Annotated in this window: 14 protein-coding genes and 1 pseudogene; 11 read left to right on the top strand and 4 right to left on the bottom strand. The window is 55.3% G+C overall.

All coding sequences use genetic code 11. From position 1 onward, the window contains the following. The first annotated feature begins 3 nt into the window (after positions 1 to 3). Positions 4 to 1,089, top strand: coding sequence for a glycosyltransferase family 9 protein (locus AC13CY_RS01460; protein WP_483052217.1), 1,086 nt, complete (start codon positions 4 to 6; stop codon positions 1,087 to 1,089). Here the strand turns inward: AC13CY_RS01460 and AC13CY_RS01455 are convergent. Beyond that, positions 1,027 to 1,788, bottom strand: coding sequence for a glycosyltransferase family 2 protein (locus AC13CY_RS01455; RefSeq protein ID WP_483052216.1), 762 nt, complete (start codon positions 1,786 to 1,788; stop codon positions 1,027 to 1,029). The genes AC13CY_RS01460 and AC13CY_RS01455 overlap by 63 nt on opposite strands. A gap of 75 nt (positions 1,789 to 1,863) precedes the next feature. Then, entirely contained in the window at positions 1,864 to 2,784 is a 921-nt protein-coding gene (locus tag AC13CY_RS01450; protein WP_062361519.1) for a glycosyltransferase family 2 protein, read from the bottom strand. Positions 2,785 to 2,928: 144 nt separating this feature from the next. On the opposite strand from AC13CY_RS01450, the gene AC13CY_RS01445 reads away from it, so the two are divergent. Next, positions 2,929 to 4,581: a sulfatase-like hydrolase/transferase gene (locus AC13CY_RS01445; RefSeq protein WP_483052215.1), complete on the top strand. Its 1,653-nt coding sequence runs from the start codon at positions 2,929 to 2,931 to the stop codon at positions 4,579 to 4,581. On the opposite strand, the gene waaF is transcribed toward AC13CY_RS01445, so the two are convergent. Both waaF and rfaD read right to left on the bottom strand, forming a co-directional pair. Further along, positions 4,571 to 5,617, bottom strand: coding sequence for a lipopolysaccharide heptosyltransferase II (gene waaF / locus AC13CY_RS01440; RefSeq protein ID WP_062361526.1), 1,047 nt, complete (start codon positions 5,615 to 5,617; stop codon positions 4,571 to 4,573). The genes AC13CY_RS01445 and waaF overlap by 11 nt on opposite strands. Continuing rightward, positions 5,610 to 6,566 (bottom strand): ADP-glyceromanno-heptose 6-epimerase, encoded by a 957-nt coding sequence (gene rfaD / locus AC13CY_RS01435; protein WP_054641217.1) that lies wholly within the window; start codon positions 6,564 to 6,566, stop codon positions 5,610 to 5,612. Before rfaD ends, waaF begins: the two co-directional genes overlap by 8 nt. Positions 6,567 to 6,675: 109 nt before the next feature. On the opposite strand from rfaD, the gene glyQ reads away from it, so the two are divergent. The 9 genes and pseudogenes from glyQ to AC13CY_RS01390 all read left to right on the top strand — a co-directional run bounded on the left by glyQ (position 6,676) and on the right by AC13CY_RS01390 (position 12,985). Next, complete coding sequence (gene glyQ, locus AC13CY_RS01430) at positions 6,676 to 7,647, top strand: glycine--tRNA ligase subunit alpha (RefSeq protein WP_062361528.1); 972 nt, start codon at positions 6,676 to 6,678, stop codon at positions 7,645 to 7,647. Further along, positions 7,647 to 9,713: a glycine--tRNA ligase subunit beta gene (glyS, locus tag AC13CY_RS01425; protein WP_483052214.1), complete on the top strand. Its 2,067-nt coding sequence runs from the start codon at positions 7,647 to 7,649 to the stop codon at positions 9,711 to 9,713. Before glyQ ends, glyS begins: the two co-directional genes overlap by 1 nt. Before the next feature lie 179 nt (positions 9,714 to 9,892). Beyond that, positions 9,893 to 10,417, top strand: a pseudogene (locus tag AC13CY_RS01420) (transposase); the annotation flags it as partial. Positions 10,418 to 10,632: 215 nt separating this feature from the next. After that, positions 10,633 to 11,049, top strand: a complete 417-nt coding sequence (locus AC13CY_RS01415) for a hypothetical protein (protein ID WP_483052213.1) — start codon at positions 10,633 to 10,635, stop codon at positions 11,047 to 11,049. Between the two features lie 225 nt (positions 11,050 to 11,274). Beyond that, positions 11,275 to 11,484, top strand: coding sequence for a hypothetical protein (locus AC13CY_RS01410; RefSeq protein ID WP_483052212.1), 210 nt, complete (start codon positions 11,275 to 11,277; stop codon positions 11,482 to 11,484). A gap of 21 nt (positions 11,485 to 11,505) precedes the next feature. Beyond that, positions 11,506 to 11,769 (top strand): hypothetical protein, encoded by a 264-nt coding sequence (locus AC13CY_RS01405; RefSeq protein WP_483052211.1) that lies wholly within the window; start codon positions 11,506 to 11,508, stop codon positions 11,767 to 11,769. A gap of 16 nt (positions 11,770 to 11,785) precedes the next feature. Continuing rightward, positions 11,786 to 12,118: a hypothetical protein gene (locus tag AC13CY_RS01400; protein WP_483052210.1), complete on the top strand. Its 333-nt coding sequence runs from the start codon at positions 11,786 to 11,788 to the stop codon at positions 12,116 to 12,118. Positions 12,119 to 12,188: 70 nt separating this feature from the next. After that, a complete protein-coding gene (locus AC13CY_RS01395) occupies positions 12,189 to 12,731 on the top strand; it encodes a hypothetical protein (protein WP_483052209.1) in 543 nt (180 codons plus the stop codon). Between the two features lie 11 nt (positions 12,732 to 12,742). Beyond that, positions 12,743 to 12,985, top strand: coding sequence for a hypothetical protein (locus AC13CY_RS01390; protein ID WP_483052208.1), 243 nt, complete (start codon positions 12,743 to 12,745; stop codon positions 12,983 to 12,985). Positions 12,986 to 13,130 lie beyond the last annotated feature (145 nt).

Raw genomic sequence — 13,130 nt, 5'->3', positions numbered from 1 at the left:
TTCATGAATCATCCCCAGACTGCGCAACCTCGTATTTTAGTGGTCCGCAATGACAAGATTGGAGATTTCATGCTGGCTTGGCCAGCCCTAGCATGTTTGAAGCAGGCAACACCTGAACCCCACGTCACTGTGCTGGTTCCTGCCTATACAGCTCCCTTGGCCAAGGCGTGCCCATGGGTAGATGAGGTCATTATCGACCCTGGCAGCCAGGCCGATAAAGCAGCGCAGCAGGCGCTATTGTTTCACGTGAAACAATCGAAATTCGATGCACTGCTAACGCTGTTCTCGACACCGCGCATTGGTTGGCTAGGCATGAAAGCAGGCATTCCGCTGCGCGTTGCCCCGGCGACCAAGTGGGCGCAGGTGTTCTATAACGTACGGGTACGCCAACGCCGCTCACAGTCGGCGAAGCCGGAGTACCAGTACAACGTCGATCTGGCCTGTGAGCTGCTGGCACGCCTTTCGCTGAAACTCTCTACCCTGCCTTCACCACCCTTCTGGCCGCTGGATGACGCACTGCGCCATGCACAGCGCCAAGCGTTGATAAACGATACGTCAGAGCGCGTGGTGGTAGTTCATCCTGGCAGTGGCGGCTCGGCGGTGAATCTATCGGTGGCACAGTACGCCGAGTTGATCACTCACGTTCACCAGCAGTGCCAGCACTTGCCACTACGCTGGCTGATCAGCGCTGGCCCCAGTGAGCAGCCTCAGGCACAAGAGTTGAGGGAGCAGCTTGCCACAAATGGTGTTGTAGCAGACCACTTCCCCGACACCGCAGGTGTCGACGCCTTTGCCCTACAGCTTGGCGGAGCGGATATGCTGATTGCCGGCTCAACCGGGCCGCTGCATATCGCAGGCTGCCTGGACATTGCCACGGCGGGGTTTTATCCGGCCAAGCGCTCAGCCACGCCGCTGCGCTGGCAAACCTGCAACCGGGCGGAAAAGCGCCTGGCGTTTAGCCCGCCTTCAGGCGCTGACACACAGGACATGACCGCCATCGATCTCGACGCGGCAGCCCACCAGATCTCAGCGCTGCTTCTCGGAGGTCTGCGTACGAACCCAGAGATCCGCGTACTTAGCGAAGGTTGAGTGAGCGGACAGCAGGGCTAACAACAGCCCCTGCTTGCCATCTTTAAACCCCGCCTTAAGCACATACATTTTGAGAAAGCAGGCCAGCCCGTGGCTAATGCCCTGCCACAGCGTGGCCGTTTTCCCCTGTGCGGCGCGCTGCTCTGCCCAGGCCTGGGCGTAATGCGCAGATTTTTCAAGATAGTGGCGCAGGTCGCGGTAGGTGTAGTGAAGCAGGTCACCGGATAACGGCTTTTCAGCCAGCCCGGCTTCTACCACCAGCTTTTCATGCACCAGTGCAGCGTTATAGCCCGCCTGGTGTTTCGGGTAGAGGCGCAGCACGCGGTCTGGGTACCAGCCAGAGTGGCGAATAAAGCGGCCAAAGCACCACGACAGGCGGCTCACGCTATAGGCAGCAGGCGGCTGCTGAACAGCATCTTTAATGCTGTCGCGCAGTTCAGGCGTTACGCGCTCATCAGCATCAACCATCAAAATCCACTCACTGCTTACCAGGGCTTCCGCCCTCTGGCGCTGAATACCAAAGCCTTGCCAATCGGCATTAACGCTCACATGGTCGGTAAATTCACGCGCAATCGCGCAGGTGTCATCCTGGCTACCCGCATCCAGCACCACGATTTCGTCGGCCCAGGTCAGCGTTTCCAGGCACTCACGTAAATGGTGCGCTTCGTTTTTGACAATTAACACAGCGGAAATAGACATAAAAAGTCCCATCAAAAACAAATAAAATTAAGCCGTCTATAAAATCACGCCTCTCTCTCATGCCAGCACTTAAAATCAATCTTTTTTTATTACCTGCTTGTACCTCAAGCTATCCTTTTTAGCAAACCCACCCAACATAGACGCAAAAACCCTTAATCCATTTCTACGTTTAAACACTCTAAAGAACAGCTTGAAAAAGAGAGCTAACTTTAGCAGCCCTCTTCCCAGCCTATTATAATGCTTATCTAGCAAGTGAAAATACGATATGTAGTACTCTTTTTCTAAAGAAGCTTCTTGACTAGAGCTCCCGCCTGAAGCGTGAAAAACCCGTGCAGAAGGAACAAAATAAACCTCACTACCTTGATCCCACACTCTCTTAGAAATATCCTCTTCCTCACAGTAAAGAAAGAAAACTGTATCAAAACCACCAATTTTGCAAAAAACTTTAGCATCAAAAAACATGCAGGCTCCACTAACAACTTCAACTTTTGCAGGGTGCTCAAGCTTCACTTTGTTGCTAGGAAATTTTCTCTTTGAAAAAATCCTCTGTATGCTATTTCCAAACAACTGCTTTGCTATATGCGGAAACTGCTTGTAAGAAGACGAGAACCGATTCTCTTTATCTAGTACACTCCCTGTTACCAACGCTGTTGTTGGATGGGTAATCAAAAATTTTTTAAAAATGCTCGCCGCATCATTAAGAACTTCACAATCATTATTTATAAAAAAATAGTAACGCCCCTTCGCAGCAGACACACCAAGCATATTTCCACCGGCAAAACCAAGATTTATAGGGCTTCTGATTATTTTAATATTTTCACCACTAAAAAAGTCGACATTCAAATTTTCAAAATCCTTCTCCTCTGAGGCATTATCTATAATTATAACTTCATAAGAAACATCCTTCGTATTTAATAAAATACTGCTCACCAAAGATTTTGTATAATTTGATGAATTATAATTAATTGTTATAAAAGAAACTTCAATATTTTCCATAGGAAATACCTAGTAATTAATAAGTGTCTATGTGGGTAGCTGGACGCAAAATATCTTATCATCCATAATCACACCATGAGTTAAAAGATATTTTTTTCGCAAACTGTATTCATACTTAATTTCTTAATGAACCAAGGATACGGCATGCCCCCCTTAAGGTCACTCAAACTTACCCCCTGGCTGCCTCTGGTTGTGATTGGCCTCAGTCTCGGCTATGCCGTTACTGTGCTAACTCGCCTGCCCTGGTGGACACTCTTTTTGACCGCAGCCGTATGGATTGGGGTCGGCCTAAAACTGCGTTGGGGTGCACCGCTCAATGCTCGCTACCGGGCTATGTGGCCGTGGTCGCTTGCGCCACTTAGCCTATTTAGCATCTATGTTTATTTGGCCGACAGCTTCGGAAACGTCGACCTCGGGGCGGTGTTTTTTCATTTACAGGCGGGCATGGCGGAGCATGGCGGGGCAGGTAAAATGCTGCTGGCACTGTCCTACACGCTCGCCGTACTGGCGGTGCTGGCATCCGTAACGTGGCTGTCGCGCCACGATCAGCGCTGGCGCTTAACCGAGCGCTTCTTTGCCATTGCGCTGCTGGCGGCCAACCCGCTGCTGTACGGTATTGGCCAGCGCAGTGCCGCGATTGTGACTGATGATGGTGCCTGGCTAGATCGCCGCTATGTGCCACCGCCTACCGGCGACCAGCCCGATGCCCCCAACCTACTGCTGATGTATTTAGAGAGCATAGAGCGCACCTACAGCAATGAGCTGTTTGGTGATGCGTATGCGGACTTAACCGCGCTAGGCGAACGCGGGCTGGTGTTTGAGGGCATTCACCAGATGGAGAATACCGGCTGGACAATGGCCGGGATGATCGCCAGCCAGTGCGGCGTGCCGCTTATGCCTGCGGGGCTTCTACACGATAGCCAGTTTGAACCGCTTTCCAAGGTAGTACCTGGCGTTGACTGCTTGGGAGATGTGCTGGCTGAACAAGGCTATCGGCTTAGCTTTTTGGGCGGTGCCAGCACGCAGTTTGCCGGGAAGGGGCTTTTCTATCGCGGCCACCAGTTCAATACCGTGAAAGGCAAAGAGGAGCTGCTGCCTGAACTCGATGACCCAGAGTATGTGAATAGCTGGGGGCTGTATGACGATACGCTATACGACTTTACTGCTGACGAAATACGCCGCCTGAACGAAGAAGATAACGGCCCCTGGGCGGTGGTGAACTTGAGCATCGCGGGGCACGCGCCTAGTGGGTTCCCCTCACAGACCTGCCAGGACCGCCAGGGCGAATTTGATGGTCAGGATATTCTCTACTCGGTGGAGTGCTCTGCGCGCCAAGCGCGTGATTTTATCGAACAGTTAGAGCAAGAGGGGCTGCTGGAGAATACGCTGGTCGTAGTGTTAAGTGATCATCTCACCATGCGCGTATCGGTATGGGATCAACTCACCGCGCTGGATCGCGACAATACGCTCATCATGCTAGGTGATGGCATTAGGCCACAGCGGGTGCGTCGAAGCGCTACCATGCTGGATGTGTTTCCCACTATTTTGGATGCCATGGGCCTGCCGCTAAACGATAACCGTGCCGGGTTAGGTGCGTCACTGCTGAGCAGTCAGCCCACGCTGGTCGAAACCCATGGGCTTGAGACGCTGAATGAGCGGCTACGGGAGGAGACAGCCCTCCAGCATCGACTCTGGGAAGGGCTCGCCCCACAGCGGCGTGAAAGCGAAGAGAGCATCGCTGAACAGGTCACAGAGACACCCGCCGATCTCGCCGACGAAGTAGAGATTATGCACTAACGATCACCCCGTTAGCGTTCTGCCGGTCAGCACGCATGGCTTGGTAAACGCGCTCTACGTCTAGCTCATTTAAGCAGTTGGTGTGGCCCAGGGGGCAAGTTCGCTGAAAGCACGGAGAGCAGGAGAGCCCCAGGTAGTGAATTACCGCATTGTTCGTGAGCGGTGGCGTGTAGGCAGGTGAGGAGGAGCCATAAAGCGCATGGATTCTTACGCCCACGGCGGCTGCCACATGCATCAGGCCCGAATCGTTGGTCACAACCTGACGGCAGTCGGCCAGCAAATCCACCGCATCCGCTAGCTGCGTTTTTCCACATAGGTTATGCGCGTGAGGTAAGCCCTGCACAATGGCTTGCCCCGCCGCCTGATCTTTGGCCCCGCCCAGTACGCGCACCTCAAAGCCATCTTTGATCAGCCTTGCTGCCAGTTGGTGGAAGTACTCAAGCGGCCACTGTTTGGCCGGGCCATACTCTGCGCCCGGCATCATGCCTATGGCGGGGCGTGATGACAGTGCGTGGGTAAGACGCAGGTTCACCAAATTATCCCGATCAATGGTGAGCCGTGGTTTGGGGATCGCAAACTGACCGGTTTGCGCCTCCTCCAAAGGCAGCCCTAGTGACACAAAGCGTTTAACGGTTTGGTCCAGCACCTGCTTGTCTAGCTTGCGGCGCTCTTTTAACAGCCCGTAGCGGTGCTCACCTAAAAAACCCACCCGCTCGGGAATGCGCGCCATAAAGGGCACCAGCGCTGCTTTCCAGGAGCGCGGCAGCACGATGGCGCGGTCAAAGCGGCCGCGTAATCTGGCCGCCAGCTCGCGGCGGCTTGCCAGCCCAAACTCACCGTGGCCCACCGCCAATGGCAACACCTCATCTACTTCTGGCATACGCTCAAGAATCGGCTGAGACCAAGCGGGGGCGACCACCCCAAGGGTGGCACCCGGGTAGCGCGCTTTTAAGGTCATAAACAGGCTCTGTGCCATGACCATATCGCCTACCCAGGAGGGGCCTACTACCAGCAGTCGCTTGGCAGAGTTAGCCATTTAGCCACTCCAAGTACGCCTTAACGCCCTGGGCGACAGTTTTGAATTCCACGTCACAACCTGCCGCACGCAGTTGGCTAATATCGGCACGCGTGTAGCTTTGGTAGCGCCCTTTCAACTCTTGGGGGAAAGGAATGTAGTCGATTTCGCCCTGGCCATAGAAGTCGATGACCGCTTCGCCAATCGCCTTGAACGGCTCCGCACGGCCAGTCCCCAAATTGAAGATGCCCGAGGCGCTGGGGTTGTCCAGGAACCAGAGATTTACATCGACCACGTCACCCACATAGACAAAATCGCGGCTCTGCATACCGGCCTCATAGCCGCCGTAAGCACCGAACAGCTTCAGCGTTTCGCCGTTACGGATCTGCAGGTGGTTGTGGTACGCCACGCTGGCCATCTTGCCTTTATGCTGCTCTCGCGGCCCGTAAACGTTGAAGTAGCGGAAGCCCACCACCTGCGTGGTCAGCTCGTTCCAGCGCGAACGCACGTGCTGATCGAACAGTAGCTTGGAGTAGCCGTAGACGTTAAGCGGCTTTTCATACTCTGGCGCTTCCTTGAACACCTCGCTGCCGCCGTAGGTCGCCGCTGACGACGCGTACAGAAAAGGAATGCCCAGTTTTTCACAGTAGTTGAGCAACACTTTGGAGTACTCGAAGTTATTCTCCATCATATAGTGCCCATCCCACTCGGTTGTATCCGAGCAAGCCCCTTCATGGAAAATCGCATCGATGGTGGGCAAGTCCACCGTTTCACCACGTAGCGCGGCTTTCACGCGGGCGATGAAATCGTCTTTATCCAAGTAGTCAGCCAGCGTGCAGTCCGCCAAATTGACGAATTTGGTGCCATCGCGCAGGTCGTCGACCACCATCACATCGTCACGGCCGCGAGCATTTAGCGCTTTGACAATATTGGCGCCGATAAACCCGGCACCGCCTGTTACCACGATCATCTCGTTCTCCTTACCAAAAGCGGCTCTTTGGCTAACGTGCCTATAACCCATCTGCCTGTGATTGTATACTTGACGGCTTATGAATTCATGGCCAACGGTGCTTTCCGCGATGAGTGTTTCGACAAACCAATCGACACCCGATGTGTCGACCTTTCAAGGCTTGATCCTTGCTCTGCAACAGTACTGGGCAGAACAGGGCTGCGTCATCCTCCAGCCCCTCGATATGGAAGTCGGCGCGGGCACCTTCCACCCCGCCACCTTCCTGCGGGCGATTGGCCCAGAAACTTGGAACGCTGCCTACGTTCAGCCTTCCCGCCGTCCAACCGACGGCCGCTACGGCGAAAACCCCAACCGCCTGCAGCACTACTACCAGTTTCAGGTGGTGATGAAGCCCTCCCCCAGCAACCTACAGGATCTTTACCTAGGCTCGTTGAAGCGTTTGGGGCTCGACCCGCTGATCCACGACGTGCGCTTCGTGGAAGACAACTGGGAGTCCCCCACGTTAGGTGCCTGGGGCCTTGGTTGGGAAGTATGGCTCAACGGCATGGAAGTGACTCAGTTCACCTACTTCCAGCAGGCGGGCGGCATCGAGTGCTACCCCGTCACCGGCGAGCTGACCTATGGGCTTGAGCGTATCGCCATGTACCTGCAGAACGTCGATAGCGTTTACGACCTGGTATGGGCCATCGCGCCGGACGGCAGCAAAGTGAGTTATGGCGATGTCTACCTGCAAAACGAGCGCGAGCAGTCTGCGTATAACTTTGAGCACGCAGATGTGGATCAGCTCTTCGCGGCGTTTGATCACCAGGAAAAAGAGTGCAGCAAACTCTTGGCCGCAAGCCTGCCGCTGCCCGCTTACGAGCAGGTGCTGAAAGCGTCCCATACGTTTAACCTGCTGGACGCACGCCACGCGATCTCCGTCACGGAACGTCAGCGCTTCATCCTGCGCGTACGCACCATGGCGCGTGACGTCGCTACCGCCTACTTCGAGTCTCGTAAAGCAGCAGGATTCCCCATGGCACCGGAAGCATTACGCCGTGAACTGTTACCCGAGCTATTCGCCGATCAGGGAGACGCATAATGGCTGTTGATACGCTTTTATTAGAATTAGGCGCAGAAGAGCTCCCGCCAAAGGCGCTCGACGCGCTCTCTGATGCCTTTGCTGCAGGCATCGAGAAAGGTTTGCAAGACGCTGAAATTCCGTTCCAAACCGTGACTGCCTTTGCTACCCCACGCCGCTTAGCGGTGCAGGTGACCGGACTTGCTGACAAGCAGCCAGACCGTGAAGTGGAGCGCCGTGGCCCCGCGCTGGCCGCTGCCTTTAAAGATGGCACCCCTACCAAAGCAGCGGAAGGCTTTGCTCGCTCATGCGGCGTCAGTGTGGATGAGCTGATCCACCTGGAAACCGATAAGGGCACCTGGCTTGGCTACCGCGAACAGCAGCAGGGCGACAGCGTTCAAGCGCTGCTGCCGGAGATGGTGCGTAAAACACTACAGTCGCTGCCGGTGCCCAAGAACATGCGCTGGGGTGCGTCCCGCGTTGAGTTCTCCCGCCCGGTTCACTGGCTGGTGGCGCTGTATGGCAACGAGGTGATTGCCGCCGAAGCCCTTGGCCTTCAAGCCAGCCGCACCACCTACGGCCACCGCTTCCACGCACCGGATGCCATCCAGCTCGAGCACGCCGATGACTATCTAGCGGCACTCGAGAATGCCTACGTATTGGCAGACCGCCAACGTCGCCGGGAGCGTATTCGTGAGCAGGTGCTCGCCGAGGCCGAAGTCCAGGAAGCCAACGCCGTCATCGACGAGGACCTGCTGGTAGAGGTCAGCGGTTTGGTGGAGTGGCCCGTCGCACTGACCGGCAGCTTCGACGAGCGCTTTTTGGAAGTGCCCGCGGAGTGTCTGATCTCCTCCATGAAGGCCAACCAGAAGTACTTCCACCTGCTGGATGATCAGGGCAAGCTGAAGCCGTTGTTCATCACTATCTCGAACATCGAGAGCCAAGACCCTGATCAGGTCATCTCCGGCAATGAAAAGGTCATTCGCCCACGCTTGGCGGATGCGGCGTTCTTCTACGATACCGACCGCAAGCACACGCTGGCCTCGCGCATTCCGCAATTAGAAAGCGTGGTCTTCCAGCAGCAGCTGGGCACGCTGGCGGATAAAGCCCGCCGCAGCACGGCCATCGCCACTTTCATCGCTGAGCGCATCCAGGGTGACGTGGCTCATGCACAACGCGCCGTGGCCCTGGCCAAATGTGATCTCGTTACCGAAATGGTACTCGAATTCCCCGAGCTGCAGGGCATTATGGGCCGCTACTACGCCGAGCAGGATGGCGAACCGGCGGAAGTCGCCCAGGCGTTAGAAGAGCAATACCTGCCCCGCTTTGCCAGCGATGCGATTCCGCAAAGTTTGACCGGCCAAGCGCTGGCACTAGCTGATCGTTTAGATACCCTGGTGGGCATCTTCGGTATAGGCCAACGCCCCACGGGCGCAAAAGACCCCTTCGCCCTGCGCCGCGCCTCCATTGGCGTGCTGAACATTCTGGTGAAAGGCGAGCTGAATCTCGACTTGCGTGAACTGCTGCAAGTGGCGGCTGATCAGCACCAGAATCTGCCAAAAGCCGACGGCCTAGTAGAAGACGTACTGACGTATATGCTCGACCGCTTCCGCGCCTGGGGGCAGGACGAAGGCATTACCGCCGAGATGTACCTGGCTGTGCGTGCTCGTCCCGTCAGCAAGCCGCTGGACTTTGCGCGTCGGTTACGTGCCGTCAAAGCCTTTGCTCAGCGTGAGGAAGCCACCGCTCTGGCGGCTGCCAACAAGCGTGTTTCCAATATCCTGAGCAAGCAGGCGCACGATGGCAGCACGCAAGTCGATACCACACTGCTTCAGGAGAGCCCCGAGCAGACACTGGCGGAGGCCGTCATCCACTGCCAGCAGCAGGTAGCGCCGTTATTTGCCGCCGGTGAGTACCAACAGGCCCTGGACACCCTGGCAACGCTGCGTGAGCCGGTCGATACATTCTTCGATCAGGTCATGGTCATGGCCGATGACGAGGCCGTGCGTCGCAACCGCCTTGCTCTGCTCGCCAGCCTGCAAGCGCTTTTCCTCGAAGTCGCGGATATTTCTCAGCTACCCCAGTAAGCCTCTCCTTGTAAACGCATGCAACCCGGCCCTGGTGGCCGGGTTTTTGCTGAATGTTTTCAATGAAGCTTTTGTTTCACGAGTTAAACTCAGTTCTTGTGTATGGAGGGCAGTAGAGAGGGTGGCGTATCCTGTTGATTGATCTCGCCAGATCACAACCAACATAGGACGGATACGCCATGAGCAATTCTACTCTCCAAGCCGTGACGCAGCCAGACACCGGCGCTACTGATCCGTTGCATGAGCTGCTGCGCAAAGGGGCCCGAGACCTGATCGCCAAGGCCGTGGAGGCGGAGTTGAGCACGTTTCTGGAGCAATATGCCGACAAGACGCTGGAAGACGGCCGCCGTGTCGTCGTCCGCAACGGCTACCTGCCGGAGCGCACCGTGCAAACCGGTATCGGCGGCGTCGAGATCAAGGTGCCCCGCGTCCGTGACCGCAGTGGCGACGGGGTGACCTTCAGCAGCGCGCTGTTGCCGCCCTACCTGAAGCGGGCCCGCAGCATCGAGGAGCTGATCCCCTGGCTCTACCTGAAGGGAGTCTCTACCGGCGACTACCAGGAGGCCCTGTCGGCCCTGCTGGGTGACCAGGCCAAGGGACTCTCGGCCAACACCGTGTCGCGTCTCAAGAAGCAGTGGGAGGACGAGCATACCGACTGGCAGAAGCGCGACCTGGCAGACCAGCGTTACGTCTACTGGTGGGCGATGACAGCGGTAGTGTGCGAAGTCACTGCCCGCGAGATTCTAAGCTCTTTTGGCGTTACATCAGGAGAAGACCTTGAAGGGTGCGCCGCTTACGATATCAAGCGTTTAATCGAACAGCGCGTTGAGCTTCCTGGCCTACATGCTGCGTGGCAGCGGGCGCGTCGAGAAGAACAAGGTTAACGACCAAACCGGATTACATAGGAAAAGGTGCAGAAATGAAACAGAGGTTTTCGGTTGAAACGTTCTTAAGCAGTTTGGCAGGGAGCGTTACCGAGGTGCGAGAACCCACCGAAGCTGACCTAGTGAAAGGGACAGCAAACACAACTATTCGTCTCGATCCTGTAGATAGGGCATTTGTTGAAGGTGAAGCTTCACACTTTGGAATATCCATTCAGCAGTTCTTGTCGATGATGATCAAGGGGCTTAGGTACAACCGGCTTGGCGGTTCAGTCGAAGAAAGTAGCGACTACAGCGCGTCAGTGGCAGCTATCCAGTTCGCATTAGAAGCAGATGAAGGGATGGAGTTTTTACGTTGCTGGAACCAGGGCGATTTTGACGCGATACGTAACGAGTGGCCCGAAGCACCCGAGGAAGTATTCATCGGTGCCGACCCGCTTCACAAAACAGCCTAACTGTTCAGGGAAAAGCGTATGAGACACCCGATTTCAAAGCTGAGTACGAAAATGGCCACTCTATGGTGCTGCTGCTCAATCGGTGGGGCATTGCTTGCGGCCTATGGTGGCCACCAGCTAGCAGTTGAGGTTGGGAGGTTCATGCTCGCTATGTGTCTCGGCTATATGCTTTTTGGCTTTGGCATCAAACTCACCGAAGCCAGCACAGATTTATAGGAAAACACCATGGCTGTAACCAGCAAAACCGCCACGCCCGCCCAGCGCGCTTGGCTTGAACAGTACGAGCGTGAAACTACGTTTGAGGCGCTGCACCAGGATGAGTTGGATAGCGGTGAAATGTCTTGGCCGCAGGTTGCGAGAGCCAATATCGACTGGTTTGAAGACTGGTCGAGCGACGCACACCTGCGCATCCAGAAGAACAATCCAGACCAATAGGAAAAGAAGGAGCGCACCGCTATGGCAGCGAAACTACACCCTGAAAACTGGAATGGATTTACGCCTGATAGTGCAGAAACAGGAGCGCCGGAGGCGGTGCGCTGGGCTACTCGGCTCAAATATCATGATGCTGATTGGGGGAAATGGCATGCAACGGATGGAAGTTGCACTTTCACTGCCTGCGGTCAAGTAGTGCGTATATTTGAGGTTGATGGCTCGCCTCAGCATGATTCAGTGGAAAGGGTTAATTGTCGCCACTGCCTAGCAAAACTAGACAAAGCTTAAAACTAAGGGAAAACAAATGGCCAACTGCAACGCAAAATTCCTGTCAGTCGTTGATGCGGCTACCAAGAAGGCTGCGCGATACCGCGCCGTCGGCCGATCTGGAACATTAGCGAAAGTAGGGCAGGTGCCGATGAGCATACGACGATGTGCAATGAACCCGATGCAGGCCGAGTATTCCTTATGCGGAGAGGCCTTTGATGCGTTCGACACCGGCGATACGCCTGAGCGTTTTGAATTTGCTGAAGAAGGGCGCTCGATTACATGTCGGCGCTGCTGCGAGGCGATTAGAGAGATAAAGGGTTTACGAAACCCCCTTAGGCCTCGAAAATCTGATCCCTTTGCCGACTGAAACGAGAGCCCTGGCTGCCCCAGCCCTCACGGTGATGAAGGTCAAGCCACCCCACTCAAAGGATGACGGAATGTCTCGCCATGGATTTTTCAAAGTATTAGCTGAACCAACGCCTGATCAGCATGAACTAGAGGATCTGGTCGGTTACGGTCTCAATGATTGGCTTAATTTCGGAGTTGCCGGTTACGACCCGCAGCTTCAGACCTTCTTTTTCAACCTGGACGGTAGCTGGATATTTGGTATCGAGCATGGGGAGCTACCCGATATCTCTTCATTGCAGGCCGTGCTTTCGGCCATCTTTCGGGGCGCTGAGCTGCCCTTCAACGAGGCTGGGTTGCTAGCGATCGCGCAAGAAGTGGAACCATCTCCCACCATCCTGGCGCCAGCGCAAGCCTCTGTCTTATCCGAGTCAGTATCCAATGAGTACCTTGAGGCGAGGGTCCATCTCGCCCAGTATTATCGTGAACAGCCTGATGCGGCGCTGTGTGAGCCTCCCGCTACCAGTGATCTGCCCCAGGCTCTTTCTACACCCGGTGCAGGTTCGTCTGAAGAGTCCGCCCCGGAGCCGGGGATGGTTAAAAAGGCCTTCGGCATCCTGAAACGATATCTATAGGGTTAGCCAACATGACATTATTGGAACAAACATTAATATCGATTGCCGCTCAGCGCCTAACAGAGGCAAAGGACTTAGCCGATTCCGATCGGGAAGCAAGCGGAAAGGCAATGGGGGACCTGTTTACTTTAGTGGAAATTGCGCATGTGAAAGACAGTGGAATGTCTGAGTGTGCTTCTGTCGAGCTTATCAAGATGGAGAAGGAAGCCGTAGACCTAGCCCATGCCAAGCGGACAGGCTTCCAACAGCCATAGATCAAGGAAAAGCCCAGTGAATAGCCAGAGCATTTACCCCGCACTTGATCGAACCTCATTGATGCCGGATGAACTGGTACGTGGTCTTGAAGTGCAGGTACGGTACTTCTATGCCGACAGCCTGCCGGGCACTAAAGCAAAGGTT

Source organism: Vreelandella sp. L-15 (genome assembly GCF_056857635.1).
This window is presented reverse-complemented; position numbering and strand designations above follow the sequence as displayed.

Bases quoted from the DNA above. Each gene is read 5' to 3' on its own strand.
- AC13CY_RS01415 (WP_483052213.1), top strand. From the start codon at position 10,633: ATGAAACAGAGGTTTTCGGTTGAAACGTTCTTAAGCAGTTTGGCAGGG.
- rfaD (WP_054641217.1), bottom strand. From the start codon at position 6,566: ATGATCGTGGTAACAGGCGGTGCCGGGTTTATCGGCGCCAATATTGTC.
- waaF (WP_062361526.1), bottom strand. From the start codon at position 5,617: ATGGCTAACTCTGCCAAGCGACTGCTGGTAGTAGGCCCCTCCTGGGTA.
- AC13CY_RS01410 (WP_483052212.1), top strand. From the start codon at position 11,275: ATGGCTGTAACCAGCAAAACCGCCACGCCCGCCCAGCGCGCTTGGCTT.
- glyQ (WP_062361528.1), top strand. From the start codon at position 6,676: ATGAGTGTTTCGACAAACCAATCGACACCCGATGTGTCGACCTTTCAA.
- glyS (WP_483052214.1), top strand. From the start codon at position 7,647: ATGGCTGTTGATACGCTTTTATTAGAATTAGGCGCAGAAGAGCTCCCG.
- AC13CY_RS01455 (WP_483052216.1), bottom strand. From the start codon at position 1,788: ATGTCTATTTCCGCTGTGTTAATTGTCAAAAACGAAGCGCACCATTTA.
- AC13CY_RS01405 (WP_483052211.1), top strand. From the start codon at position 11,506: ATGGCAGCGAAACTACACCCTGAAAACTGGAATGGATTTACGCCTGAT.
- AC13CY_RS01460 (WP_483052217.1), top strand. From the start codon at position 4: ATGAATCATCCCCAGACTGCGCAACCTCGTATTTTAGTGGTCCGCAAT.
- AC13CY_RS01395 (WP_483052209.1), top strand. From the start codon at position 12,189: ATGTCTCGCCATGGATTTTTCAAAGTATTAGCTGAACCAACGCCTGAT.
- AC13CY_RS01445 (WP_483052215.1), top strand. From the start codon at position 2,929: ATGCCCCCCTTAAGGTCACTCAAACTTACCCCCTGGCTGCCTCTGGTT.
- AC13CY_RS01400 (WP_483052210.1), top strand. From the start codon at position 11,786: ATGGCCAACTGCAACGCAAAATTCCTGTCAGTCGTTGATGCGGCTACC.
- AC13CY_RS01390 (WP_483052208.1), top strand. From the start codon at position 12,743: ATGACATTATTGGAACAAACATTAATATCGATTGCCGCTCAGCGCCTA.
- AC13CY_RS01450 (WP_062361519.1), bottom strand. From the start codon at position 2,784: ATGGAAAATATTGAAGTTTCTTTTATAACAATTAATTATAATTCATCA.